Annotated in this window: 16 protein-coding genes and 6 pseudogenes; 12 read left to right on the top strand and 10 right to left on the bottom strand. The window is 58.7% G+C overall.

The features are described from left to right. Together X738_RS83425 and X738_RS72600 are read left to right on the top strand one after the other, a co-directional pair. Positions 1-319: pseudogene (locus X738_RS83425) on the top strand (Tn3 family transposase); the annotation flags it as partial. Between the two features lie 157 nt (positions 320-476). Continuing rightward, positions 477-1398: pseudogene (locus X738_RS72600) on the top strand (ArdC family protein). Here X738_RS72600 and X738_RS72595 read toward each other — a convergent pair. The 3 genes and pseudogenes from X738_RS72595 to X738_RS88500 all read right to left on the bottom strand — a co-directional run. Beyond that, a pseudogene (locus X738_RS72595) lies at positions 1395-1699 on the bottom strand (YnfA family protein). The pseudogenes X738_RS72600 and X738_RS72595 sit on opposite strands and share 4 nt — an antisense overlap. Positions 1700-1745: 46 nt before the next feature. Next, entirely contained in the window at positions 1746-2369 is a 624-nt protein-coding gene (locus X738_RS72590; RefSeq protein WP_280811222.1) for a LysR substrate-binding domain-containing protein, read from the bottom strand. Positions 2370-2414: 45 nt separating this feature from the next. Beyond that, positions 2415-2534, bottom strand: a pseudogene (locus X738_RS88500) (LysR family transcriptional regulator); the annotation flags it as partial. A 131-nt stretch (positions 2535-2665) separates the two neighbouring features. On the opposite strand from X738_RS88500, the gene X738_RS72585 reads away from it, so the two are divergent. Together X738_RS72585 and X738_RS83420 are read left to right on the top strand one after the other, a co-directional pair. Continuing rightward, a complete protein-coding gene (locus X738_RS72585; RefSeq protein WP_023802415.1) occupies positions 2666-3715 on the top strand; it encodes a permease in 1050 nt (349 codons plus the stop codon). Positions 3716-3828: 113 nt separating this feature from the next. Then, positions 3829-4047: pseudogene (locus X738_RS83420) on the top strand (zincin-like metallopeptidase domain-containing protein); the annotation flags it as partial. A 178-nt stretch (positions 4048-4225) separates the two neighbouring features. Here the strand turns inward: X738_RS83420 and X738_RS72580 are convergent. Together X738_RS72580 and X738_RS89300 are read right to left on the bottom strand one after the other, a co-directional pair. Further along, entirely contained in the window at positions 4226-4756 is a 531-nt protein-coding gene (locus X738_RS72580; RefSeq protein ID WP_023802413.1) for a class I SAM-dependent methyltransferase, read from the bottom strand. A 356-nt stretch (positions 4757-5112) separates the two neighbouring features. Continuing rightward, positions 5113-5349 carry a hypothetical protein gene (locus X738_RS89300; protein WP_352909100.1) on the bottom strand — a complete coding sequence of 79 codons (237 nt, stop codon included), beginning with the start codon at positions 5347-5349 and terminating at the stop codon, positions 5113-5115. Between the two features lie 165 nt (positions 5350-5514). Here X738_RS89300 and X738_RS83410 point away from each other — a divergent pair. Together X738_RS83410 and X738_RS72570 are read left to right on the top strand one after the other, a co-directional pair. Then, positions 5515-5895: pseudogene (locus X738_RS83410) on the top strand (MFS transporter); the annotation flags it as partial. 112 nt (positions 5896-6007) lie between these two features. Further along, positions 6008-6853: a DMT family transporter gene (locus X738_RS72570; protein ID WP_031256293.1), complete on the top strand. Its 846-nt coding sequence runs from the start codon at positions 6008-6010 to the stop codon at positions 6851-6853. 151 nt (positions 6854-7004) lie between these two features. On the opposite strand, the gene X738_RS72565 is transcribed toward X738_RS72570, so the two are convergent. After that, positions 7005-7967, bottom strand: a complete 963-nt coding sequence (locus X738_RS72565; RefSeq protein WP_023802410.1) for a DUF4037 domain-containing protein — start codon at positions 7965-7967, stop codon at positions 7005-7007. Positions 7968-8738: 771 nt separating this feature from the next. Next, on the bottom strand, positions 8739-9416 hold the full coding sequence (locus X738_RS72560; RefSeq protein WP_023802409.1) for a gamma-glutamylcyclotransferase: 678 nt from the start codon (positions 9414-9416) through the stop codon (positions 8739-8741). 432 nt (positions 9417-9848) lie between these two features. Here X738_RS72560 and X738_RS81160 point away from each other — a divergent pair, with 432 nt between their 5' ends. Then, a complete protein-coding gene (locus X738_RS81160; protein WP_023802408.1) occupies positions 9849-11771 on the top strand; it encodes a BTAD domain-containing putative transcriptional regulator in 1923 nt (640 codons plus the stop codon). A 221-nt stretch (positions 11772-11992) separates the two neighbouring features. Here the strand turns inward: X738_RS81160 and X738_RS72555 are convergent, their stop codons facing one another. Next, positions 11993-12682, bottom strand: a complete 690-nt coding sequence (locus tag X738_RS72555) for a recombinase family protein (protein WP_023802407.1) — start codon at positions 12680-12682, stop codon at positions 11993-11995. A 409-nt stretch (positions 12683-13091) separates the two neighbouring features. Between X738_RS72555 and X738_RS72550 the strand changes: the two genes are divergently transcribed. The 3 genes from X738_RS72550 (at position 13092) to X738_RS72540 (ending at position 14868) form a co-directional block, all read left to right on the top strand. Beyond that, on the top strand, positions 13092-14084 hold the full coding sequence (locus tag X738_RS72550) for a restriction endonuclease (RefSeq protein WP_023802406.1): 993 nt from the start codon (positions 13092-13094) through the stop codon (positions 14082-14084). 232 nt (positions 14085-14316) lie between these two features. Next, the gene (locus X738_RS72545; protein ID WP_156942690.1) at positions 14317-14592 is read left to right on the top strand and encodes a hypothetical protein; all 276 of its coding nucleotides are present in this window, start codon (positions 14317-14319) and stop codon (positions 14590-14592) included. Between the two features lie 18 nt (positions 14593-14610). Continuing rightward, complete coding sequence (locus tag X738_RS72540; protein ID WP_023802404.1) at positions 14611-14868, top strand: hypothetical protein; 258 nt, start codon at positions 14611-14613, stop codon at positions 14866-14868. On the opposite strand, the gene X738_RS72535 is transcribed toward X738_RS72540, so the two are convergent. After that, positions 14847-18011, bottom strand: a complete 3165-nt coding sequence (locus tag X738_RS72535) for an HsdM family class I SAM-dependent methyltransferase (RefSeq protein ID WP_023802403.1) — start codon at positions 18009-18011, stop codon at positions 14847-14849. The two genes, X738_RS72540 and X738_RS72535, sit on opposite strands and share 22 nt — an antisense overlap. Positions 18012-18074: 63 nt before the next feature. Next, positions 18075-18539 carry a hypothetical protein gene (locus X738_RS72530; protein WP_023802402.1) on the bottom strand — a complete coding sequence of 155 codons (465 nt, stop codon included), beginning with the start codon at positions 18537-18539 and terminating at the stop codon, positions 18075-18077. A 526-nt stretch (positions 18540-19065) separates the two neighbouring features. Here X738_RS72530 and X738_RS72525 point away from each other — a divergent pair. Both X738_RS72525 and X738_RS72520 read left to right on the top strand, forming a co-directional pair. Beyond that, positions 19066-22452, top strand: coding sequence for a helicase-related protein (locus X738_RS72525; RefSeq protein ID WP_031256282.1), 3387 nt, complete (start codon positions 19066-19068; stop codon positions 22450-22452). A gap of 13 nt (positions 22453-22465) precedes the next feature. Continuing rightward, entirely contained in the window at positions 22466-25789 is a 3324-nt protein-coding gene (locus tag X738_RS72520; protein ID WP_023802400.1) for an Eco57I restriction-modification methylase domain-containing protein, read from the top strand. The last annotated feature ends 213 nt before the right edge of the window (positions 25790-26002 follow it).

Below are 26002 nucleotides of genomic sequence, written 5' to 3'. Positions count from 1 at the left end.
GATCCTTGCCGTTTGCGCCGTGGAATGGGAGGCGGCGGTCGCCGATGCCGTGGTCGAGACCCATGACCGGATCGTGGGGAAGACCTGGCGTGAGGCGAAACGACTACACGATGAACGGATTGCCGATTCCAAGACAGCCGTCACGGACACGCTGCGCGCCTTCACGGCGCTGGGCGCCTCGTTGCTCGAAGCCCGCAATGATGGCGTGCCGCTGGAAATGGCGCTCACCAAATCGGCGGAGTGGCATCGACTCGATCAACTGGTCGCGACAGGCGCCCAGCTCAGCAATACGCTGGCCGTCGAGCCACTGGCTCCTGTGCTCGCCCGTCGAGGCAGGGGCTCGGTTGTGGCAGACGCTGCCGGGCCGTCAACCCTGTTCCGCACCAGTAACCGAGAACAGAGTGTGACGGCCCGGCTCGCCGCGTCCGCCCCTGCCGCTTCGCCCTCGACGGAGAGGGCGAGCACAGGAGGCACCCATGACCACCGATCGCAACAGCCAGGCCGGACCAACAACGATATCTATGAGCGCGTCACCAACCAGATCATCGCCGCCATCNATGGTTGGCCCAGATGACGGTCGAAATGCCGGCGACTACCGGATGCCCTGGCACCATGACGGATCGGCCATCACCACCCCCGTCAACGTCGCCTCACGCAAGACATATCGCGGGGTCAACGTCATCACCCTTTGGGCTGCGGCACATGCGGCTGGCTACCCCGCCGGCATCTGGGGCACCTATCGCCAATGGCAGGAGATCGGCGCTCAGGTTCGCAAGGGCGAGCGCGGCCACCTTGTCGTGTTCTGGAAGATGAGTGATCGCGACAGCGGCGCCGAGCGTCAGGAAGGAGCCGACGATCACGACGAGCCCGCACGCGGCATGTTCGCCCGCGGCTACACGGTCTTCAACTGCACGCAAGTCGACGGCTATACGCCACCCACAGTGCCGGTGCTGCCCGAGGCCGAGCGGATCGAGCGCGCCGAGCGCTTCTGCGCGGCGCTGAGCATCGACATCCGCCACGGCGGCTCGCGGGCCTGTTACATCCCCTCCAGGGATCACGTGCAGATGCCCGAGTTCGCCTGTTTCCGGGACGCCGTTGCCTATTACGCCGTCCTGCTCCACGATGCGGGCACGCTTCTGGCGCCAGGCACCGCCTCGGCCGCGATCTCACCGGGCGGTTCGGCTCGGCCGCCTACGCAATGGAGGAATGCACGGTCGAGCTTCTCAGCGCCATGATCTGCGCCGATCTCGACCTCAGCGTCGAGCCGCGGCCCGATCACGCCCGCTATATCGCCTCCTGGTTGGGGTGCTCCGCTCCGACAAGCGCGCCATCTTCACCGCCGCGAGCAAGGCGCAGCAGATCGCCGACTGGATGCACGCCCGGCAGCCGTCACATTAGGCGGAACGCGGGCCGAAGATGATGACGGCGGCGCCGACGAGGCTGATCGCGGCGCCCAAAGTGTCCCAACAGTCCGGCCTCACCCCTCGATCGCCCAATGCCAGCGAGGCGGCGATGTAGACGCCGCCATAAGCCGCGTAGGCCCGCCCGGCCGCGCTGCTGTCCACCAGCGTGAGCAGCCAGGCGAACACGACGAGCGAGACCAGCCCCGGCGCCAGCCACCAGCTCGGCTGGGCTCACAAAGCCACAGCCAGAAGCTGAAGCAGCCGGCGATCTCCGCGATGGCGGCGGCGACGAACATTCTGACAGCTTGGTCGATCGCCGGACGTATTGCCGCAAAAACGACGTCACTTTCCCTCGAATGTCCTTGAGATGATCACCGTCAATTTGTCGGCTAGCCGTTTAGGTGCGTTCGAAGAGCTGGTGAGCATCAGATGTGTTTCTCCTAGCTGCGGCAGTTTCTCATCGGCAACCGTTCGCATTTGATCCGTCAATGCGCGTTGCGGCAAGACGCCGATCGCGATGCCGGCCGCGATCGCGGCCCGAACGCCAGAAACGCTCTCACTGGTGCAAACGATCTGATGCTCCAGCCCGGATTTCCGAAGAAGATCGAGACAACGTTCCCTCCACCAGCAGGTTTTGTCGAATAGAGCCACCGGCAGGGGCCGTCGTGTTTCGATATTGTGGAAAACGGAGCCGGCCCACACGGCGCGTTCACTATGAACAACAACGTCGTCCTTTGAGACGCGCTCAGGTGAGTGCAGAGCGATGTCCAACTCGCCGACGGCCAACGCATGTGGAAACTCCATGCTCGAACTGCAGCGCACAAAAATACGGCTTGTGGGCTCCTCTTCGGTGAAGGCTGCCAGGATAGACGGCAGGATCGTATCACCATATTCCTCGGGAATCCCGAAGCGGATTTCTTCGTCCGCTTGCGTTCCGCGCAGATCGGCGACTGTCTGATCCAGCATTTCGACAACACGGCGAGCGACGGGCAGCAACTGCTCGCCGGCAGCAGTTATGGTAACCCCACGGCCATGCCTTTCGAACATGCGCTGTCCGACAGTACCCTCCAGTTTCTGCACTTGCAGGCTAACGGCAGACTGTGTGCGGAGCAGGTGCGCCGCGCCGCCGCTGACACCTCCCTGCTTTGGCTACAGCGAGAAACGTACGCAGCAAATCGCTGTCCAGTTGTGCCGATCTTCCATCGTTCAAGCTCATAGCTGATATTTATGCTATTCGTTTTCCGTATGGAAGCCGGCAATGTATGAACGTCACCAAAAAGGATGGTGCCATGATTGTCACGCTCCCGAGGCCCCAAAGAAAGCAGGTCATCTGGGCGACGGCTGCCGTTTTGACAGTCGTTGTCGCCCTTACGTGGCCGCAAAGGGCACAGGAGACGCTTCGTTTCGTCGTGCAGAGCTTCCTCGATGTCGCGCCGATGATTGCAATTGGGCTAGTCATCTCGGCATGGGTTGCGGCCAGCGGAGCGGCGACCATAACGGCACGGTGGTTTAAGGGGCGCCCTATCTCAACTGTCGTCATCGCGTCGGCAATCGGCACCGTGACACCTGTGTGCGGCGTAACGGTGCTGCCGCTCACGACCGGGTTTCTTTCATCCGGCGTTCCGCTCGCGCCCATCATGGCATTTTGGCTTTCCTCGCCTGTTACCGGACCCACAATGTTCACCGCGACGTGGGCGCTCCTCGGCCCTGGATTCGCCCTCGGAAAGATGCTTGCGGCCTTTGCGCTTGGAGTCTTTTCAGGCGCGGGAACGGCTCTCCTTGCGCGCACGCAGATGGTTCAAAACCCGTTAAGGCCGCAGCGATTTATGGATAATGGGCAGTGCGGCACGTGCACGCCAACGGATTTCTCTTTCCGAATCTGGCGAGAGCCAGCTCGCATTCGAGCATTTGGAGCGAACCTTATTTCCACAACAAGGATCGTCGTGATCTGTTTGATATTTGCTTTTTCGGCCGAGTTTCTGCTGCGCGACCTTCTACCGTCTCATCTCCTCACCACCTATGTCGGCGAGGGCTCCCCATATGCTATCCCACTTGCGGTGCTGGTCGGTGCACCAATGTATCTCGATGGTCTTGCGGCACTGCCCTTGGTTCGAGGATTACTTGATCTCGGCATGTCACCCGGTGCGGCAATGGCACTCCTCGTTTCAGGCGGCGCGGTCAGTATTTGGGGCGTCTTGGCCGTAGCTTTGGTCCTTAGGCCGTCAACCATCGCCCTCTTCGTGGCGCTCGCAGTTTCGGGATCATTGGTGATCGGCTATGTCTTCCAGGCGCTCTGGACGTTTTTTTCGTGAGCATCGATTCCATCATGGAATCTGTCTCATGCCGATCCGCTGATCGAAAATCCGGTGAATTCTCGGATTCAGCGCCAAGAAGGCCCACTGAGACAGGTTGACTGTTCAGATAAGTCGCCGAGCTCGCGGCATCATTCCTTTGCGCCGATCTCGGCGTGGCTCATGATCCGCGCGATAACACCGCCGCCTACCTGGCAAGTTGGCTCGCCGTCCTGAAGCACGACAAGCGCGCTATCATCACCGCCGCCGCCAAGGCGCAGGCCGCGGCCGACTGGATGCACGCTCAGCAGTTGCATGTAACCCGGCCTGAGGTGCAGGGCGCGCCGCAATAGGTGCCCTGCTCGAAGAACTCGGCAGTGAACCCCTCGAACTCGCGCCAGTGTATCTTGTCGCTCTTGGATCGTGATCGAGACTTTGCTGTCTGACGGCGTGTTGCCGAGGCGATCGTAACCACCGCTCGAACGGCCAAGCGATACCAAAATGATGAGAGGGCCGTAGAAGCGCACTGGCCTAATGGCGATTATAAGCCAGAACTGTACTCCCTCTTGGCGACTTGTTGCGATGAGATAAGGTGAACCCAGCAGCACCCTCAATTAATGACTGAAGACGAATGTCGTCTTCGTCGGGAACTCGCGCCACAATTGTCTGTGCGCGGTTGATGATGTCGGTAAAGATGCGATCGGCCTTCTCTTGGCCCAATCCCCTGCGGACATGCTGATAAACGGCGAGGAGAAGAACGATATCGTACCTCTCCTGTAGAACAGACGGAAGCTTTCGGCTCCCCAGGTTCATGGCGTCAAATCGGCTTTCGACGCTTGACCCTAGAAAGATCGAGCGAGCCACGCCGATGTGCGGCTTCAGGATGTCAATTCCATGGATGTAAGCTGGTTTGTGTTTGGCGATTTCATAAGCGACAATCCCCATACTGCAGCCAACATCGAGAACCGTCTTACCGGAGTAGTCCACGCCGCACGAAAATAACCCGTCGAGCCGATCGTCCCACGTTCCCGCGAATTTCTTGTGGGAATTCCCAAACAGCATGAATTATCCTCTCGTGGCTGGACCAAGCTGGCATTGTATATCTGTCGAGATCGCGTTGCGCCAGCAAGGAGGCAGGCCTCAGGGCCTCGTCACTGAAACTCAGCAGCCAGGCGTGGCGTACGTGGCTGTCCTCGGGGTTGTTGATGACGACGGGAGCGATAGCCATCGAGTTTGATTCGTCACGGCCGAATGAATGCCAGCCGGCCATTGCCGGCACTCATTTGTTAGGCACGGGTTCGAGTCTAGGAGTCTAGGCCCACACGAGCGATGCGATCAAGCATCGGGTGATAAGCGTCTCGTATCTGTGAGTGGTAGATCCGAGCCGACGCACGGCTCGGATCTGTCAATCGCTCAACTCAAGCTGCCGCCCAGGACGACTGCATGGCTGCTGCGATAGTGCCTGTCTGAGCCGGATTGCCAAGCAGCGGGTCACCAGGCTGGATGCCTGACCCCGTCGGCGACGTTGCGGGATCAAACCCGGCCATTGCAGCGACCAGCGTTGCCACGTCGGAGTGATTGAGCACCTTTCCATCGCCGGACTTTATCGTCTCGATGACGTTTCCTGGCCCGGCGAACCAGTCGTTGATCGTCACCTTGTCGGTTGTTCCCAGCACCGAGACGACCAGGTTGTTGCCCTGCTGGCTGAACCAGAGCTCGTTCGCGTCGATGCCCGCCCCGAAATCCAGCTCGTCATTGTCGCTATAGGAACCGGATTCGACGATCGTATCGGCGCCGCCGCCCGCCTTGAAATGATAGCTGTCGTTACCTGTCCCGTCGCCGGTATCGGCTTGCCCGTCGCCATGTTGCTGCTCATCGTGGGCGATGGCACTTATTGGACGGTCGTCGGCTTCATCCTGCTCTATGGCCTGGGCAGCGGCGCGCTCGCGGTATCTCGGGCCACCATTCCTTTGGTGTTCTACGACAAAGCCGAATTTGCCAAAGCAACGTCGCGCATCGCGCTGCCGCTCAATCTAATTTCGGCTGCGTCCCCTCCGACCCTCATCGGTTTGCTGACACAGTTTGGCAGCCATGCGCTCCTTGGCCTCGCCACACTGTGTTCATGCGGCGCGCTCCTGATCCTGTTTTTGCTCAGCCGCCGCCGACCGTCGTTCGAGGCAACAGTGTCGCAGAAAGCCTGACTTTTTCAGCATTGGCCCGGCTCACGAGGACACCGCTGTCACGTGTTGGACATGTGACAGCTGCTAATCGAAAGTTGCGGACGCTCTAACACTACCGAACACGGAGATTTATGTGACAGCCGGCGTATTTATGATGGTTTTTGGCGCGGCTGTTTTGCATGCGGCATGGAACGCCTTGGTCAAGGTGAATGCTGACAGGCTGGTCATGATAGCAATCATGATGATGAGCCAGGTTGCCGTCGGCATCGCGGTTGTTCCATTTGTGGCGTTCCCAACGGCAGAAAGCTGGCCCTATATTTGGGCTTCATGTGTGCTGAACACTGCCTACTGCGTGTTTCTGATCAAAGCATATCGTTACGGAGACCTGAGCCACGTTTATCCCATTTCTCGGGGTTGCTCACCGCTGATCGTAGCGTTCATATCCATTGCGATCGTGGGTGAGACACTAACCTCGCAGGCAGGTTTTTCGGTCGTTGTTATCGCGCTGGGTATCATGAGCCTAGCCCTGACGCGCGGAGCGAATGGCTTCCGGGAACCAAAGGCAGTGCTGTATGCAGTGGGCACAGGCATATTCACCGCCGGATATACGGTCGTAGATGGTTTAGGTGCCCGTCTTGCCGAAACCGCAGAGAGCTACACTTTCTGGTCTCACCTCTTCAACGGTATACCGATAACCTTGGTGGCGTTGTATCTACGAAGGGGGCAGGTTCGTGTCTCGCTGCGGAAATGCTGGAAAGTCGGAATTCTCGGGGGCATGATTTCTCTCTTGGCGTACTGGATCGTCACTTGGGCAATGACGCAAGCGCCTTTGGCTCTGGTATCCGCCGTCCGGGAATCCAGCATGGTGTTCGCTGTGCTGTTTGGTGTCTTCTTCCTCAAGGAGCGGCTCGACCTGGCGAAGTTGGCTTCCATCGGCGTTACGTTGATCGGGACTGCAATGCTCAAAATGTCCAAGTGAGCGCAGTTTCAAATTCGACCAAACCCGGCGCGCAGCCGCCCGGATTCCGAGCCGCGAAGTGTCGCAAATGTCTGTCGCAGAACTCCTGATTTTCAAACCTGGCAAAGGTGGATCGGGCGAACCGTGCCCCTCGGCCAAGCACGCTGTAGCTTCAGTTCCTTCCTCTTCCGAGTGTCGTATTCAGCAGCGCGATTGTGGCGGCACTCGCGTAGGCGGGAACCGCGAGAACGTAGTTACTGCTTAGGAACTGGTCGGCTGCTCCGGACTCCGGTAACTGCCGAACGTCGTCATCTTCGATCGCGGCGCGCAGCGCATCGATAATTTTTAGCGAGTCGATGAACCGGTACGGTCGGGCATGAAGGGAGCCAACAGCCGGAGCGAGCGCGCCCGGTACACTTTTTGCAATTTGCAGCTCGGCCATGAAGTGGCAAGCCTCCAAGAGACCGGCTTCACGCTCCTGCCAATTCTGTGCCATCATGACACGCTCAAGGAACGGCGTGAGATCGGGTGCGCAGTCCAATCGGGAAAAGGCCGTACCGAACCACTTGGGGTAAGGCGAATAACGGCGCTCGATCAGCATAGCGAGCCGCATGATATTTCCGACCATGCGCGCCGCGATCACGCGAGAGCCCAGTTCGTCCCCAACGTCGCCGGTGCGGCCGACATAGGCGCGTTCTTCGGCAATGCGTCCCCATTGAGCTGCGAGTTTGTAAAGCCACACATCGCGGGGGAAGTAGGCAAGTCGGGTCCTGAGCGCAGAAAGCCCGCCTATATCATCGCGAAACACCGCGCCAGTGGTCACGGTTAAGAACATTTGCTCCGAATAGGATAACCACTCGCTTGCAGTGAGTTCCGCTGCGAACTGGCGTCCAGGAAACTGGTCGCACCAAGCGGATACTGTATAGAGCTCAACGCCATGATAGGAGCCCAGCACGCCCTTGTCGGCGTGCCCGGCCGGTGGGCGTACATTCGTGGGGTAACGAACTGCCCGACCCTCAAAGGAAGCGGGCAAGCTCCGATCGAGAGCCTGCATGATGTCCACGGCTACCGTGGAAAATCTCTCTTCACGGAGAAAGAGTTGAACGCAAGGACCGTAGTCGTGATCTGCGGACATTTCGGTGTCGTAGCCGAGGACTTCCGAGCCTAGGCCAATCCTGCATGCGGCGTGGGGCAGATTGGGGAAATGTTCTTGGAGAATAGGAGCGACGATGCTTTCATAGAACCGTTGCGATGTTTAAGTCCGATCCCCTGCATCATCGAATGTACCACCAGAATACGGTTTCATGCGAGCTGATGCGCCTGCAAAGCCTTCGGCACGCCTTCTACATATGTAGGGGTTGTCTCGATATGTAGGGGTTGTCTCGCAAATCCTGGAAACCTGCACCACGTCCGCAGCGGCCCGGATTCCGGGCCGCGAAGTGTCGCGAAAGTCTGTCGCACAAGTTTGACTTTTGCACCTGACTTTTGCGACAGATTTTTACCTGAAAATTCAGCGCCGGTCATTTTGTCGCGAAACTTAGGACTTTTGCGAAAACCAGGCCGCCGGAATCGACGCTAAGCGGAAGCTCGCTTGCTCCGGGTCAATTCACCGCCATGACCCAAACCAGCCTTTGCCACGCCGATTTGGCCGCTCGTAAGCGGACCTTCGCCGGAACGGGCATCTCTGGCGCGCTTCTTTCTCGTTCCGATCGAGGGAAGCTACGGAAGAAAACCTGAAGGTTTTTCGATGCGGGCCGCAGCGCGACGTTTGCCGCTGGCATTGGCGGCCCGCGTTGACAAACCTTCAGGAACTTTGCCGTCTGGGCCGGGCTATCGGAACGGGCAGGCAACGCACACAAAAGCGGACGTCCTGTTAGAGCGAACGGGACCTTCCTGTCTACGGTCCTCAAAAAGAATTGGCGTCGATCTCGGCAGCGACCAATCTTTGTAGGCGCCACAAATAACGGTCGCGAATACCGCGTGCCTCCAGTTGGACTACGGTGTTGTAGAGATACTCGGCTCCCGAACCCCAGTGCCCACAAGCCGTGGACAACCTCTCGGCCGTCATTTCGAGCGAAAGCTTTCCGACATATCCGCGTCCGTTGCGGTTCGCGACAAAGGCGATCGCGCGCACCGACTGCCCACCGATTGCGACAGTGAGCCACCGCGGCATGTTGGTGGGAGGCTTTGCACCCATCTCTCGGCGAAACAGCTTGTTGAGTTGAGCCTGCGCTGTTGCGCTGGTGAGCCGGTACGCCACGCCTTTGCACTGGCCGCCTCGATCGAGAGCCATCATGAGGCCAGGCTGATCTTTGGTACCGCGCCATCTCGTCAAACTTAGGCAGAACGACCTGTGCCAGCCTCGAACCGTCCCGATCCGCTCTTCGATATGATTCACTTCCGGCTTCCAGATCAAAGAACCATAGGCGAAGATCCAAATGTCTTCCTCGTTCGGATGAGAGGCCAGGATCTGCTCGACAGCAGCGCCGTAGTCCGCATCCGTGTGGTAGACGAGCGCCGGATCCGGGCCGGGATCCGAAACCACCCGATGGACAAGGGCTACCTTATCAGGAGTAAGCTCCATTGAATGCACCCTTCATTGATCACCACGGCCGCGGAGAAATCGCTGCGCCCGCAGACACCGCGTGATTCCTTTTGCGGCAGATGAGGCCAGGCGTGTGACGACCCCGCGTGAGTTGAAATCACAGTAAAGTTCATGCGGGCGATTCCGCGATGGTATGTACTCCGAGAGGTCCACCACCGAGCCCTGCATCGAAAGGATCATGAGATCGCCTATGTCCAGGTGTGCCCGGTTGTAACTGCTTGGTTCTTCGTCGCCTGAAATATGCTCTGCCGACGGTTCCCACCATTTGCGTGATAGCGTCATGGCACGCTCCGATCTGATTTACAGTCGGACTATCGCACCTGCTCGTGAGAGGAGCGTCGGCCGGCCATTCGCGCTTCGTTAGAAGCGTGTTAAAAACGGCGCCGTAAGGCTGAGGAGCGCAAAAATCGGATGGCTGCTATCAGCATCGAAGTCTTGGGCGCGTTCAGCGTTCGGACAGAGTCAGGCAGAGCCGTTATCTTCGGCACCCGAAAGGCGCAGGCATTATTTGCCTATCTTGCATTGCCGCCGGGCCGCCGTCATGGCCGGGCTGCGCTTTACGGATTATTCTGGGGCGAGTGTGAAGAGGAGCAGGCTCGTGGCAGCCTGCGTTATGCCCTCACCGATATTCGCAAAGGATTGGTGGAGTACCGCACCATTCTAACTGCGGAACGCGACGCTGTCTCCCTGCAGGCTGACGGCGTAGTTGTCGATGCGTTGGAGTTCGAGCGCCTCGCCCGCTCTCGCGTGCCGGCCGAGCTGCGGCAGGCGGCAGCGCTCTTCAAGGGCGATCTTCTTGCTACTCTTGAGATCCACGCGCCTGCATTCAATGAGTGGCTGGAGTTAGAACGCGAGAGGCTCCGCAGCCTTTTCGTCCAGGCAATCGACCATCTGCTCGAAACGGAGTCGGACTATGACCTGGCCCACCGGCTGCTAGCTCTCGATCCTCTCAGCGAGGGAGCCCATCGGGCGTTGATGCGCCACTATGCCGAGCAGAACCAGTGGACGCTCGCTGTGCGTCAGTTCGAGGCCTGCGCCGCCATCCTGAAGCGCGAGCTCGGCGCGAATCCGGAACCAGCTACCTGCAAGCTGCGAGATCGCATAGTTGAACGTCGGCTTGACTCCGGTCGGCGGGCGCAGTCGCCCACGGGCGGGGCTGCAATCGGCGGACGCCCGGGTGTCATGGTCGCCCCATTTGATGGCGTTGACGCGCCCGCCGGAACGGCAGGCTTGGCGTCAGGACTGAGTGAGGCAGTCGCGACCGAACTTGCTCGGTTTCGAGACGTTGCGGTTTTCCGCAGCAGTCCTGCTGATGATGCCCAATTCGAACTCGAGGGGACCCTCCAGCAGTTAGGCTCGCGCCTAAGAGTAACGGCGAAGTTGGTCGAGAGGGAAACGGGCCGTCAAATCTGGGCCGAACGCTATGACCGGGCGGCGGACAATCCGTTCACGATTCAGGACGAGCTAGCGGCGACAATAGCCACAACGGTTGCTGCCCGCCTGACGATGCTGGTGCATGAGCGAGCGCAGCACCGGCCAGCGCAGGATCTGCGCGCTTACGAATGTTTCGTGCGGGGCAACCGATATGTGGATCAAGTCGATAGCCCTGAAGCTCAGGCGCAAGCGCGACACTGGTTCGAGAAGGCTCTTGAGATCGACCCGACCTTCGCGCGGGCCCATAATGGGCTGGCGTTCGCCAGCGTGCATGCATTCATCGCCGATGTGGGCGTGCAGGCATCAGCCAAGCTGGATCAAGCGCTCCGCCATGCTGAAGCGGCTATAAATCTCGACACCACGGACCCGCGGGCTCACTACGCGCTCGCATATGTCTGTCTGAACCGCCAAGAGTTCTCGCGGGCAAAGCGCCACTATGTTCAGGCGCTTGAACTGAATCCGAATGATCCGACAATATTGGCCGGATGGGGCTACGCGCAGGCTTGCCTGGGCGATGCAGATTCGGGCTTAAAGACTTTGGAGTCGGCATTCCGACTCATGCCGGCACCTCCGGAATATTACTTCATCCATCGGGCCCGCGTTTTGCTTCTTGCCCGTCGGCCGGCCGAGAGTGTGGCGCAGATGTCGAACCTCGCGCGACCGGACGGCCCACGTGATCTGGCTTGGCAGGTGATCAGCTGTGCACATGCGGGACGGCACGAGGATGCTAGTCACCTTGCGGCTGCCTTTGTTGTGGCGACGCGGGCGGCTTGGCGTGGCACTGCAAGCGCGGGGGCGCGAGAGTTCGCTTCTTGGTTTCTGGATTCGGCACTACTTGCTCGGTCAGAGGATCGTGAATACCTACGGCTCGGCCTCAGTCTCGCTGGTCTGCATGTGTGACAACGCCACTGCGACCCACTCTGAGTGTCTTGTGCTGGGTCATTCAAGCCCAGGAGGCCGACAGAGTGGGTACGCCATGTTGCCGCCTTTCCGGGAGCGGCTGCAACCCGTTGACGCGCGAGCGGGGATCCGGGTTAATCCGCTTCTTTCTCGTTCCGATCGAGGGAAGCTAAGGAAGAAAACCACCTCGCGCGACCCTCCCTTGTCGCGAAAACTCCCGATCAAAGCGACGGTTTTGCAACTGACTTTTGCACAGTCGCAGAACTCAACTTTTGCGACAACATTTCCGGCTTCCCGCTTTCCTTCTGATGTCGAGCCCAGACGCGCTTCACCTGCGCTTCGCTGCAGCCGGTCAGCTTCGCCGTCCTGCTGATACTGTTGCCGCCAGATCGGAAGACAATGATGCGTTCGTGTGTCACCAGGTCAGCTTGGCGTCCGGCATATTTCCCGCCCGCCTTGGCCAATTCGATGCCTTGCCTCTGGCGTTCGCGGCGATCCTCGAAATCGTCTCGAGCCATTTGCAGGGCGAGCTTCAGCAACATTTCCTGAATGGACTCCAGCACGATCTTGGCAACGCCGTCAGCGCTGGCCGCGATGTCGCTAAGATCCACCACACCAGGTACGGCAAGACGAGCACCCTTATTGCGAATTGTTTCGATCAGCTTTTCAGCTTCAGGCAAAGGCAGACGACTGATGCGGTCTATCTTCTCCGCAACGACAACCTCCCCCGGCTGAAGGTCCGCGATTAGGCGAAGCAGCTCCGGCCGGTCGGCGCGAGCGCCGGATGCCTTCTCGCGGTAGACCCCGGCGATGTAGTACCCGGCATCCCTCGCCTCAGCGATGATTGATTCCTGGCGATCGAGATCCTGCCCTTGCGTACTGACCCGCAGATAAACACGAGCAACGTGCATATCCCCCTCCCGCTCGGCTCATTGAGATATACTTCAATGCGCCCAGCTTACTGCCCTTGCTCAAAATCGAAAGTAGCAATCCTATTTGGCCACAGCTTCATGAGCTAACCCTTTTGAGCCGTGTTTGTTCATCAGCACCCTCGCCACGTCGCGACAATTGTCGATTCCTATGGTCTATTTGCATCGCTCGGGGATGACGGAGAGGAAACTTCTTTCAACGCTACAATCATGAAGGTTCTGATCGCGTCTCCTTCCGACCTCGGCGAGGAGCGCGACGCCGCGGAAGCCGCGGCGAAGCGATGATCAATCCGCACGAACGCTTACGCAACACCATTCATGGCCTCACGTTATTACACCGTAACCTGTCAAAAGAAATCTAGGGAGAACCGCGCCCCGTGCACTTCCCGGGTTGCAGCATCTGCCCCGGCCTGTTCTATGGCTGAAAACCAAGGAGTTAGTCCAGCCGGACCATGATATTGTCAAGGAGCGGATCGTGCCACGACGTTTTTTGATCGATAAAGAAAGCCTGCCTGATCTGGCAGGCATGATGTTGGTAACAGTCGAGGCGCTGAAAGCTATCGGCGGTTCTGCCACGATCCAAGAGTTGGATGAAAAGGTCATCGAACTAGAAGGTCTTACGGAGGCTGAACAAGCCTACGTCATGTCCAACGACGATACCCGCCTGAGGGTAAGCTACTATCTTGCATGGGCACGAACCTACCTTAAGCGAGGCGGAGCATTGGAAAACTCGGCACGCGGCGTTTGGTCTCTGACGGACACGGGCGCAGCAATCTCGACATATGAAGAGACCCGCGCAATTTACGAGAATGTCGGGCGAGAAGAGCGCGAACGCGCTCGCTTGAAACGACTTGCAGCGAAACAGAAGCCCGATCTCCATGAAAAGGTCGAGCAGCCCCAAGACGACGAAGGTCCGGAGGGCGAAGAGAACTGGAAGTCCTCGCTCTTGGCGGTGCTCGGCAAAATGGACCCCAGCGCATTCGAGCGCCTGTCGCAGCGCTTGTTGCGCGAGGCCGGCTTCATCAAAGTCGAGGTGCGTGGAAAGTCTGGCGACGGGGGAATTGACGGTGTAGGCGTGCTGCGAATGAACCTCGTGTCTTTTCAGGTCTACTTCCAATGCAAGAAATGGAAGGGCAGCGTCGGATCGAAAGAAATTCGCGATTTTCGCGGGGCAATGCAGGGGCGAGCCGACAAGGGGCTGTTTATCACGACTGGGCATTTTACCAGCCAGGCGTCGGACGAAGCGACCCGTGACGGAGCGACGGCCATTGACCTTATCGACGGCGACCGCCTGTGCGATCTGCTCAAGGAAAACCGCCTGGGTGTCGCTACAGAAATGATCGAACGTGTGACGATCGACGCGCAGTGGTTTGACGGAATTTAGGCCGAGATCGTGTCGCGATTGCCAATTTCCGTTGAGAGCGGCGAGGCGGAACCGTGCCCATCGCGATCAGGCAAAGCAACACAGACTATCTAGCCGCAGCGGCCGTCACGGGCCAGAAGCCATGTATAAGCACAATGCGGTGGGGCCCACCCGACTGCGGATGCTCGCTCTCGTGGGCTCGGCCGAGGCGCCAACGCGGGGCAGGTCGCAAGCCCTGGTCAGAGCCATACCGTTGGCGCAGACGATCATCGACGTTCTCGATCGTCCGGCCGATCGGGCCGGTTCGTTCCAGGCCCACCATGATCGCGAAGCCGTGGCCTCGCGCGTAGGCTCCAGTTACGATCCGATCGACGCCTTCGGCGACGTACTCGTCATCGCACCTGCGATTGTCGGCTTCAAGATATTTGCATTCGATACAGAGATAATCGCCACGGCGGCCGACCTGCTGGCTAAACAGGATCCGAATGTCCAGCCGCCGAAACGCAATAACCCGCCCATCTTCATCTAAGACCGGCAACTCGCCTTGATGTTCGATGTGATACCGAATTCCGCCGGCCGCATCGCGTGCTTCCTCGAAGCAGGACGCGAGCTGACGGGTGAACCGCGGCTCGAGGTAGCGGACATCGCCCAGCAGCTCTACCGTGGCGAGGATGGCGTCGTTCAAAGCGGACAATACTCTGCGCAAGACCTGCGGTTGAATCCGATGGAAATTGTTGGGAAGGACAGTCGCGCCTGTGGCCCGGAGGTGGTCGGCAAGGGCACTCACGCAGCCTCACCGCCATAAGCAGAGTTCTGCATGGGCTGCATCAGGTCCGCGAGCAAGCGGTCGCCGTCAGACCAGGCTGCGGCCGGTGTGAAACAGCGATAGCGGGCCGGTTTCGCAACGATGAGCGTGTCCTGGATGTAGAGGCGCAGACTTCGAAGCGGCTTCAGGTATGGCAGCTCCGGGCCTCCGAAAGCAGCCGAAAGATCCTGCGGCGCGACATCGGACAAGGGTGCGGAAACTAGGTCTCGGGCCTGCGCTTCTGCTTTCCTGGTCAAGGCGAACCGCATCACTACAAGGTCATTGGCTGCGGGCGCATAACACTGCGGCACAAGAGCCAGGTCGTCCTCATCTTCGGCATATTCGTTCAACGCGGCGCACAGGTTGCGACCGTAGGCGAGGATCTCGTCGTGGCGCGGTTCAATGTCCATTGATGACCTGTCGTCGGCGGTTTCGAAGATGATCGCTCGGGCTCGCCGGACCGCGTCGCTGAGGAGCGCCCGTTCCGCCGCGACGAATCCGCAGGTGTCACAGACGAGATCGTCGAGTTCCCGGAGAATATTTCCACGGGCCTTGGCCGAGACGAGTTCGGCCTCGAGCTCGGCCAGCCGCTCGATCACCGGAGGGCTGATCTGCTCCAGCCTTGGAAGCCGCACGTTGTTGAGATCGACGCGCTCGACCTTCGTCTGCTTGATGCCCAGCGTGCAGCCGATGAAAGCGAGTTGATAGGCGACGAATGAGGAGTTCATCACGGCCGTCAGCGCACGGGCCATCAGATTGCTCGACCCGGCGAACGAGACTCCGATGAAGGATTCGTTGTAGACGAGGTCGCGTTCGTCGAATGCTGCTGTGTACCGACCGCGCTCCAGTGCAATCGTCAGACCGCCCTCTGGCAAAAGGACCAAAGGCCCCTTGTAGCGGTCCCGGCTGTAAGCGCGATAGGCCCGCGAAGTCTCAAGATCTGGAAGGTCACGAGCCACACGCAAGGCCCGAAATTGCCGAGCGGTCAGCAGTGGTAAACCTCGAAGGTGCTCGGCGGAATATTTGGTTCCCGGCTGGTAGCCCTGGCCTGCGGGAAGAGCGAGATCCGTGAGCATCGCGGCAAACGTCGTAAGACACTTGTTTCGCTCGAGACGCTCCAAAAACCAAAGATCCCGCTCCTCTCCATAGACCGCGGTCTTCAGCAGTTCGGGGCGATTCGAGAGCAGATCTAGCGGTACGCTTTTGGCTGGATCGGCGGGCAACTCGAAGATGCCGGTGTTCTGAAATGTCGGAGTCCAGGGCAAGTTTATGACCGTGGCTGTGTCAGAATCCACAGGAAGGCAGTTTGAGAAGAACAGCAGGGCCGGCCCAGCCGCCGCTTTTGTCTCTCCCGGGTCGGCCTCATATTCTTGAAACAGCCGCGACAGACGAAGTTGGGCCATATTGACTAGCCCGACGTTGGGAAATGCGCGCAGCAATTGGTCGCGACGCTCGGCGGCACCCCGCTCAAGACTGAAAAACGGGGTCGATTTCATTACGAGCGCCAAGCGAGTCTTCGGGTGGGAGAAGTCGCGGCAGCGCCACAGAAACGCCCAATCGTTGGACCGCTGAGGAAGGGGCACGCCCGCCAAACGGGCGTAGGTGATGCCAGATCGCCGCTCTGATTCCGGTTCAATCTGCTCCGGGTCGTCGCCACGCGCTCTAGCCTCTCGTTCCCTTTTGACTAGTGCGCGGTCCGCTTCCTTTGCCATGGGATCGTGCGTCCACGGCGGATTGCCAATAATGGCGTCGAACCTAGGTTGCCCAAATTGGCCGTTCTTCGCCATTTGCTCCGGTAGCTTTGGATCAAACGTGCTGGTCGGAAACAGTACGCGGTTGTGAAGTGGCTCGAACTTCAGGCAATCCAGGGCGTCGAGCCCGCGCGGCGGGGACGGATCGAGTTCAAGGAGCGCGAGATAGAGACTGAATGCAGCAACCGACAGGGCCGCGGGACTGATGTCGACGCCGCGAACCTGATGCATGAGAGTATCACGGACCAGCTCGCGCGTGATCGGCGCCTTCCGGGACTGGAGCCAGACGAGGCGACGCAGACTTTCGACCAGAAATACGCCCGAGCCGCAAGCAGGATCGAGCACCCGCGCGGTAGGCTCCAGACCTTCGAATACCGGATCAAGCACGAGGTCGACCACATTGATCGGCGTATAGTGGACGCCTAGCTTTTGCTCGCCGTCCGTGTCCGCCATATGGACGAACTTCTCATAGATCGAGCTGATCAGTTCTACGGGGATAGCGTCAAAGCGAAACGGAAACAGCCGTCCCTGCTTGTCCGAAACATTGAAGTGCCCGAAGAAATCGCTCAACGGCGCCAGCAAATCGGCCGTCTGGCCAAGTTGCTCTCGCTCGGCGGCCTCATTCTCGATCGGGAAGAGGTCGCCGTTGAACGTTGTTCGGATCCACCGGAAAAGCGCATAGGTGCTATCGAGATTCAAGAGGATGCTGTGAAGCTCGCCGCCCCCGAACCGAGCCTTGAGCTCCGCCTCTGTTACATAACCTCGGTGGACAAGGTACTGAAAGAAGATGCACCGACCGACCAGCTTCTGTGCCAGCGCGGGCCGGACGCCGCAGCCCACAAGGTCGCGAAGGAGGGCAGTAAGCTCGCGCAAGAGCACGTTGTCGATCCGCGTGCGCCGATCGATGGGCCGGGCGAATTCGGAGCGCCAAAAGCCACCCATAGCAACATGGCGTCGTCCGCACACCAGACTCATCTGCGCAAGGGCGGCGTCAATCCCGTTCGAGAGGGAGAATTCTCCCAGCAGCGGTGACTCGTGCCCGAAAGCCTCCGGCGGCTGATAGGCATTGTAGATCCTGACGTACTGCGGGGTCGTCACCCAAAGCAGTGGCGCGACGCCGAAGTTCCAGGCCAAGCGATGCCATTCCGTCTCGCTGTCGGCCAGCCCCTCCGAGGATTTGAAAACAATGACTGGCGCGGTGCCCATCTTGAAAACAGCGTCGGCTGACAGACCGCCACGGTCGGCGGACATCAGGGGGGCCACGCGCGCGCCGTCGCCGGCGGACATGCCGTGAGCGCCAGGTAGCACGAGACCTTCAGACGGCGTCCCACCCTGGCCGAGATAGCCGGTCCCCTCAAGGATTTGCATGGCGAGCGGCGTCATCTCACTCATGGCGTGCGCCTATCCGGACCGCGCGGCCAGGCATGCCTTGCGTCCGCGTCGCAGGTCTACTCATCATGATCGCCCCAGGCCGCTCGCGACGACAGATGGCGGGAATTGCAGATGACCCTGCGCGCCGTCGACCTCCGCCGCAATCAGGCTTCCACGCAGACGCTTAACAATAGGCGCGCAGGGGATGACCAGCGCAGTCGCGCCTATCTCACGTAGCCTAATAGCGTCGGCAGAGCTGACGCTGGCCGTATCGGTGTCGATTACGACATAGCAGGACTCTAGTGTTAACCAAGATAAGCCATGGCACGCCTCGACGACCTTGTTTAAACGTTCGCTGACGGTTCCAATCCGGACGCCGTAACCGCGTACAACCTCGGCGATAACGGCCATAGCCACCACATCGCCGGGCGCAAACGTGGGTCCGTGGCCGCGATGCTGGGCGAGTACGGGAAGGGCATCGCGCCAAGTCCGGAATGTTTCTACCGGAATAGCGAGCAGGTCTCGAATCTGGCCCTGAGTATAGCGCATGGTTTCAAGCTAAAGTGGTTTGCGCCCCGGCACAACCCGTTGCAAACAACGTATCTTCCTGGACAGCGGGAATCTTGACTTGGCGATATCAGCGACCCACCGAGACAAGCCGATTTTCGCACGGGTCAAACCTCCACCCCCAATCCCGAAACAATAAATCTGAAGCCGTCAGATGTCCCCGGTCTGGAAGAATTGCCGGACCTTCGTCATAAATTGCTGGAAATCCTTGTACTCGACGGCGAGTCTGGCTGCACATCGCGCACTCAAGACCCGGCCGCTCCCCCGTCGACGGCTGCGATACGGCCTCGCGACTAAATCAGAGCCGGCCGGTCGAGCCGGCAATGCATCTGGATTTCATTGAAGCTATTTTGACGGGGGGAAACGGGCGTCGGCTCGCGAGTTCACATCCGCTCAAAATTGTTGTGCCATTGGAATTTCAAATTTCCCGACATCTGTGGCATTACGGGCTTGGGGCGAACAGGTCGCGTGACCGCAGCAGCGGCAGGCGCATATCTAGGGGAAGCGATTGCCGCGAATATTTGACAACATTGAAACAGGCTTGCTTCCCGCATTGCGTCAGACGCTTGAAGTTTCGGCGCGAAGCGATTTCTGCGTGGGCTATTTCAACCTCCGCGGCTGGAAGTCGATCGATGACTTGATCTCGGCGTGGCCAGGCGACGAAGGGAACCAATGCCGACTGCTCGTCGGGATGCAGCGCCTTCCGCAGGACGAATTGCGGATAGGTTTGGGCACTGGCAAGGAAGAACAGCCTCTCGATAATCAGACCGCGATTCGGCTGAAGAGGAAGCTCGCTGAGGAATTCCGGGTTCAGCTGACGCTCGGCATGCCAAACAACCTCGATGAGGCAGGATTGCGGCGCCTTGCAGCGCAGCTCAAATCGAAGCGGGTTACGGTTCGGCTCTTTCTGAAGCACCCGCTGCACGCGAAGCTTTACCTGTTGTTCCGGCCTGATCCGAACAACCCGGTGACGGGCTTTCTAGGCAGCAGCAATCTCACCCTCTCAGGCCTTTCCAAACAGGGCGAACTGAACGTCGACGTGCTCGATCACGATGCCACGACAAAGCTCGCCAAATGGTTCGATGACCGCTGGGCGGACCGCTGGTGCATCGATATCACCGAGGAACTGATCGAGGTCATCGAGGAGAGTTGGGCGCGAGAGGAACCGCTCGATCCCTACATGATCTACGTCAAGATGGCTTACCATCTTGCCCAGGAAGCGCGCGCCGGCCTCAACGAGTTCCGAATTCCTCCGGAGTTCGGTAAGCGGCTATTCGCCTATCAAGAGGCCGCTGTCAAAATCGCGGCTCATCACCTCAACAAACGCGGTGGCGTTCTGATCGGTGACGTCGTCGGTCTAGGAAAGACCCTGATGGCGACGGCCTTGGCGAAGATATTCCAGGACGATCATTTCACTGAGACGTTGATTATCTGCCCGAAGAACCTTGTGAAGATGTGGGAGGACTACGTTTCGGAGTACCGGCTGATCGCCAAAGTTCTCTCGGTCACACGGGCTACCCGCGAATTGCCCGAGCTCCGTCGCTATCGTGTCGTGCTGATCGACGAGAGCCACAACCTGCGGAACCGGGAAGGTCGCAGGTATCGGGCGATCCAGGAATATCTTACTGAAAACGAAAGCCGCTGCATCCTCCTGTCGGCTACGCCCTACAACAAGACTTACGGCGACCTTTCGAGCCAGTTGCGACTGTTCGTTCCCGAAGATCGCGATATCGGCGTGAGACCGGAGCGATTGCTTCAAGATATCGGCGAAACGGAATTCATAAGGCGCCACCAATGCCCGGTCAGATCCCTCGCGGCCTTCGAGAAGAGCACTTACACGGATGACTGGCGCGAATTGATGCGCCTCTACATGGTTCGGCGCACACGCACCTTCATTCAGGACAACTATGCCCAGACCGACCCGGCCAGCGGTCGGAAATTCCTGACGTTCGAAGACGGGTCGCGCTCCTATTTCCCCGAACGTGTGCCGCGCACGCTGCGTTTCAAGATAAATGACAAGGACACCAGCGATCAGTACGCGAGCCTCTACGCAGCGCCGGTTGTCGATGCCATCAACCAGATGCACTTGCCGCGCTACGGCCTCGGGAACTATGTCGCGCCCAAACCTCACAGGCCACCGACGCCGAATGAGGCGAAGCAACTCGACGACCTTTCTCGCGCGGGTAAGCGCCTCATGGGATTCTGCCGTACCAACCTCTTCAAGCGGTTGGAAAGCAGCGGTGAGGCGTTTCAGCAATCGCTAGAACGCCACGTCCTCCGGAACTACATTTTCCTACACGCGATCGAGAACGATCTTCCTCTGCCGCTCGGCACGCAAGATGCCGGTCTCTTGGACACCGCGAACTATGACGAGGATGTCGACGATCAGAGCGCCGACGCCGAACTTTTCGCAGAAGGCGAGGACGAGGATACGCAGGATTCCGAGAAGCTTGATCTGCGCGACGAGGCCGCCTTTCGGGCGCGGGCCGCGGAGACCTATCGCCTCTATGCCGGCCAGTTTAAGCGTCGGTTCAAGTGGCTTCGGGCCGATCTATTCGTCGCCCAGTTGAAGAAGGATCTGACGACCGATAGCGGTCGACTTCTGAAGATTCTCGACGAATGCGGCGACTGGGACCATGCGAAAGATACCAAGCTCGCCGCGCTGATCGAATTGCTGACCAAGAAGCATCCAAAAGAGAAGGTGCTCGTTTTCTCGCAGTTTGCCGACACGGTTCGCTACCTCGAGCGCCGCTTGAATGGCGCGGGTCTCAAGGCAATGGCGGCTGTCTCCGGGGAAACGTCGGACCCGACCAGTGTGGCCTGGCGGTTCAGCCCGGGCAGCAACAACAAGCGCGACAAGATAAAGCCCGAAGATGAGTTGCGCGTCCTGATCGCAACCGACGTGCTCAGCGAAGGCCAAAACCTTCAGGACGGCGCGATCTTGGTAAACTACGATCTGCCTTGGGCGATCATTCGGCTAATCCAGCGAGCGGGCCGTGTGGATCGTATCGGGCAGAAGGCCGATAAAATCCTCTGCTATTCGTTCCTGCCGGCCGATGGTGTGGAGCGCTTGATTCAGTTGCGCTCGCGCGTCCGGCAGCGCCTGAAGGAAAACGCGGAAGTCGTGGGGACCGACGAGGCGTTCTTCGAGGACGAAAGCGAACGTCAGGAGCTTGTCGATCTCTACAACGAGAACGCGGGGATCCTCGACGGCGAGGCCGATACTGAGGTCGATCTCGCATCCTATGCCTACCAGATATGGAAAAACGCGATTGATGCGAACCCGGTGCTGCAGAAGGCCATCCCGCAGCTTCCATCGGTTGTATATTCAACTAAGGCGTACACGCCTCAGGACGGGCGCCCCTCCGGAGCGCTGGTGTATTTGCGTACCGCCCAAGGTAACGACGCTCTCGCATGGGTGGATAAGGATGGCGCCAGCGTCACCCAATCTCAGTTCGAAATCCTGAAGGTCGCGGCCTGTGAGCCGAATACGCCTGCGCTGCCGCGGCAGGACGAACACCATGCGATGGTCGCCAACGGCGTCGAGCACATCGCCGCCGAAGAGAAGCAGGTCGGTGGGCAACTTGGCCGCCCGTCCGGCGCGCGCTTCCGAACCTACGAGCGGCTCAAGCGCTATGCCGACAAGGTAAAAGGGACATTGTTCGACCCGCCTGAACTCGGCAAAGCCATTGAAGAGATTTACCGTTTCCCGCTGCGGCAATCAGCGACGGATACTTTGAATCGCCAGATGAAGACCGGGATCAGCGACGACAAGCTCGCCGAGCTGGTTTTGGCGCTGCGAGAGGAGGATCGGCTCTGCCTGATCCAAGACGAAGAACAATCCGGCGAACCGCAGATCATATGCTCGTTGGGGCTTGCGCGTCTAACGGCGTGAGGAAGGGGACGGGATGGATTTCAACGCCGCGAACGCCAGAAAACTGCTGGAGCAATTCGATTTTGCCAGCCTCTTCGCCGAGGAACTGGGATGGGATCGGCATAAGGCCGAACTGTCTGTGGTTGTTTCAGACGAGACATTCACCCTTAGGGCGGCCGCCGAAAAACGCGGAGCGGTCGCGTGGGTCTGCCTCGTCGCAACTGGCTCCGGGATTCCGGAACGGTCCGTTCGACAGAAAATCGATCGCGAGGTTTCGAAAAGCACGTTCGAGCACCTGATCATCTTTGTCGATGCAAGCCATGCGTCCCAGGTCTGGTCGTGGCCGCGACGCGAATTCGGCAAGCCAGTCTCGCTGGTCGACCATGTCTGGTACGCTGCAAGTCAGAACACGGCGTTTATCCAGAGACTCCATGGCATCAGCTTCAGGCTGAGCGAGGAGAACGAACTTACCCTGCCGAAGGTCACGGCCCGCCTCGAAGGATCGTTGAACGCGGAGCGTGTCACCAAGCGTTTCTACGACCAGTTCACAAAGGAACATGCCGCCTTCCTCGGCTTCATCAGCGGTATCGCGGACGTGGCGGACAAGGAATGGTACGCATCGCTGATGCTGAACCGCCTGATGTTCATCTATTTCATGCAGCGGAAGGGATTTCTTGACGGTAAGCCCAATTATCTCGCCGACAAACTGACTGCCTGCCAGGCTCAGTTGGGCAAGGACAAGTTCCATTCATTCTACCGTACTTTTCTCATACGCCTCTTTCACGACGGGCTCGGGGGCAAGCCGCCGCGCGATCCGGAACTCGACACGTTGCTCGGCCGCATTCCCTACTTGAACGGCGGCCTGTTCGAGAAGCATGCGATCGAGGAGCGCTACCTGGATATCAAGATTCCGGACGAGGCTTTTGCGCGCATCTTCGGCTATTTCGACCGCTACCAATGGCATCTCGACGAGCGCCCGCTGCGCAAGGATGACGAGATCAACCCGGATGTTCTCGGTTACATTTTTGAGAAATATATCAACCAGAAGCAGATGGGCGCCTACTACACCAAGGAGGACATCACCGAATACATTTCGAAAAACACGGTGATTCCCTTCCTGTTCGACGCCGCCAAGGCCGAATGCAAGGTGGCCTTCGAAAATCCGGGCGGGCCGACGATCTGGGATCATCTGCGAGACGATCCTGACGGCTACATCTACCCGGCCGTCAAGCACGGATTGACGTGGGACGTTCACGCGAACGCGGCCCTCGAACGACCGCTTGATCTGCCGCCCGAAATCGCGGCCGGCATCGAAGACGTTTCAGCGCGTGCCGAGTGGAACAGGAAGGCGCCAGCCGAATTCGGCCTGCCAGCGGAAATCTGGCGCGAGGTCGTGGCGCGGCGTGTTCGCTATGCCGAGATCCGCGCGAAGCTCGCGGCGGGCGAAGTGCGGGAGATCAACGATCTAATCACGCTCAATCTGGATATCTGGCAATTCGCCCAGGACGTGATCGAGCGCAGTGAAGGATCGGAACTGGTCCGCGCTTTCTGGAAGGCGATCGAGGGCGTTACGGTTCTTGATCCGACATGCGGTTCAGGGGCGTTCCTGTTCGCCGCGCTCAAGATACTCCAGCCGCTCTACGAAGCCTGCCTCGATCGCATGCAGGAATTCGTTCTCGACCATGAACGTGTCAGTGGCAAAGTCGAGGACCGGCCCAAAGGATTCCGGGCGGTGCTCGACAACATCAAGAAGCACCCGAACCGGCAGTATTTCATTCTGAAGAGCATCATCCTGAAAAACCTCTTCGGCGTCGATATCATGGAAGAGGCAGTCGAGATCTGTAAGCTCCGCCTGTTCCTGAAGCTCGCCGCGCAGGTCGATGCCGACCAGAAGCACGAGAACCTCGGCATCGAACCGCTACCCGATATCGACTTTAACATCCGCGCGGGGAATACGCTGGTGGGCTACGCAACCTATGCGGACGTCAAGAAGGCCCTGACGAGCAAGCTCGATCTGGATAATTCCCTGGAAAAGATTACGACGAGCGCTGCGGACCTTCAGCAGACCTTCGACGCGTTTCGCAGGCGACAGGTTGAGGGAGACGGCTCTGTTCCCGCGGCCGACAAGGCGGAACTACGCGCGCGGCTAAAGAATCTTGAGGTACAACTGAACGTTCAATTGGCATCAAGTTACGGCAAGGCGCGTGCCGGCGATGCATTAGAAGGGTGGGTGAAGACACATCAGCCCTTTCATTGGTTCATTGAATTCTATGGCATAATGCATAATGGCGGCTTCGACGTTCTGATCGGAAATCCTCCATACGTTGAGTATAGAAAGGTTAAACAACAGTACACGCTGCCAAGAGACACCTATAGCTCGGAAAGTGCCGCGAACCTCTATGCATTCTGCATGGAGAGATCGTGCGATCTTGTGCGAGCTAACGGTCGATTTGGAATGATCGTTCCCACTGCCGTTTTAGGACTTGATGAAACGGAACCGCTCAGAGCGTATCTAACGCAGGAACTGGCTCTGAATTGGTGCTCAACGTTTGCTATCCGACCTTCAAAATTGTTCGATGGGGTCGATCAGCGACTTTGCATTTGGATATCTGAAAAATCGAGGTCGGATCGAGCGCAGATTTGGACGACTCGTTATCATCATTGGTACGCAGAGGAGAGGGAGTCACTTTTTTCCTGCATCGGCTATACGCGGTCATTTGTCTTGGCGCGCCTCAACCGCATTGTGCAGCTGGGTAGCAACGACGCTGCGCGCGTATTAGAAAAGATTGAACGTGGATCGGCAAAGACGATTGCTCACTACTTGAGAAAATCACCCGGTGGAGCATTGCTGCATTATCACCGGAGTCCACGCTATTGGATTCGCGGTATGGATTTCGAGCAATATTTTCGAAGCGAAACGAAAGCTAGGTCCGTTCATCACTTCAGGGATATTCATGTCTTTGACGCGGAGAATGCAAAGTTTGTCGGATCTATTATCAATTCAACCTTGTTTTTCTTCTGGTTCGTCTCGGTTGGCAATGGACGAAACATTACGAGTGTCGACGTATCTGCATTTCCAGTCGGCAACATAGAGCGAGGGGCGCTTCGAACGATCGGACCGATATTTGATCGGCTCATGGCCGACTATAAGGCCAATTCAATTATTCGCGTTCGAAAGGACTGCGAGTTTCAGGAATTTCGGCCGAGCCAATCTAAAGGAATCATAGATGAGCTCGATCGGAAAATTGCTAGGCACTTCGGCTTCGAGGCGAGCGAAACGGACTTTATTGTAAATTATGACGTCAAGTACCGAATGGGCCAAAGTGATGGTGATGACGAGGCAGACGATGACGAATGAAGATCGCCATTCTTGCATGGGGCTCTACGGACGCGCGACCGCGCAAGGCTGGGAGGCATGGAAGGATTGGGAACGGCTACACGTTCCAGACCGATCGCGCCGCACTCAGCAATAAACGGACAATGCCGCTCTTTCGAGCGGATCGATCCTGATAAGAATGGTGGCGCTCGCGCGCCACCATTCTTGCTTTCTTACGTGAAATACCTATTATAG

This window comes from Mesorhizobium sp. L48C026A00 (genome assembly GCF_000502375.1).
Classification (GTDB): Bacteria; Pseudomonadota; Alphaproteobacteria; order Rhizobiales; family Rhizobiaceae; genus Mesorhizobium; species Mesorhizobium muleiense.
This window is presented reverse-complemented; position numbering and strand designations above follow the sequence as displayed.

Excerpts from the sequence above, each read along its gene's own strand:
- X738_RS72585 (WP_023802415.1), top strand. The coding sequence starts at position 2,666 with ATGAACGTCACCAAAAAGGATGGTGCCATGATTGTCACGCTCCCGAGG.
- X738_RS72590 (WP_280811222.1), bottom strand. The coding sequence starts at position 2,369 with ATGCTGGATCAGACAGTCGCCGATCTGCGCGGAACGCAAGCGGACGAA.
- X738_RS72580 (WP_023802413.1), bottom strand. The coding sequence starts at position 4,756 with ATGCTGTTTGGGAATTCCCACAAGAAATTCGCGGGAACGTGGGACGAT.
- X738_RS72560 (WP_023802409.1), bottom strand. The coding sequence starts at position 9,416 with ATGGAGCTTACTCCTGATAAGGTAGCCCTTGTCCATCGGGTGGTTTCG.
- X738_RS81160 (WP_023802408.1), top strand. The coding sequence starts at position 9,849 with ATGGCTGCTATCAGCATCGAAGTCTTGGGCGCGTTCAGCGTTCGGACA.
- X738_RS72555 (WP_023802407.1), bottom strand. The coding sequence starts at position 12,682 with ATGCACGTTGCTCGTGTTTATCTGCGGGTCAGTACGCAAGGGCAGGAT.
- X738_RS72530 (WP_023802402.1), bottom strand. The coding sequence starts at position 18,539 with ATGCGCTATACTCAGGGCCAGATTCGAGACCTGCTCGCTATTCCGGTA.
- X738_RS72535 (WP_023802403.1), bottom strand. The coding sequence starts at position 18,011 with ATGAGTGAGATGACGCCGCTCGCCATGCAAATCCTTGAGGGGACCGGC.
- X738_RS72565 (WP_023802410.1), bottom strand. The coding sequence starts at position 7,967 with ATGTCCGCAGATCACGACTACGGTCCTTGCGTTCAACTCTTTCTCCGT.
- X738_RS72520 (WP_023802400.1), top strand. The coding sequence starts at position 22,466 with ATGGATTTCAACGCCGCGAACGCCAGAAAACTGCTGGAGCAATTCGAT.
- X738_RS72540 (WP_023802404.1), top strand. The coding sequence starts at position 14,611 with ATGTTCGATGTGATACCGAATTCCGCCGGCCGCATCGCGTGCTTCCTC.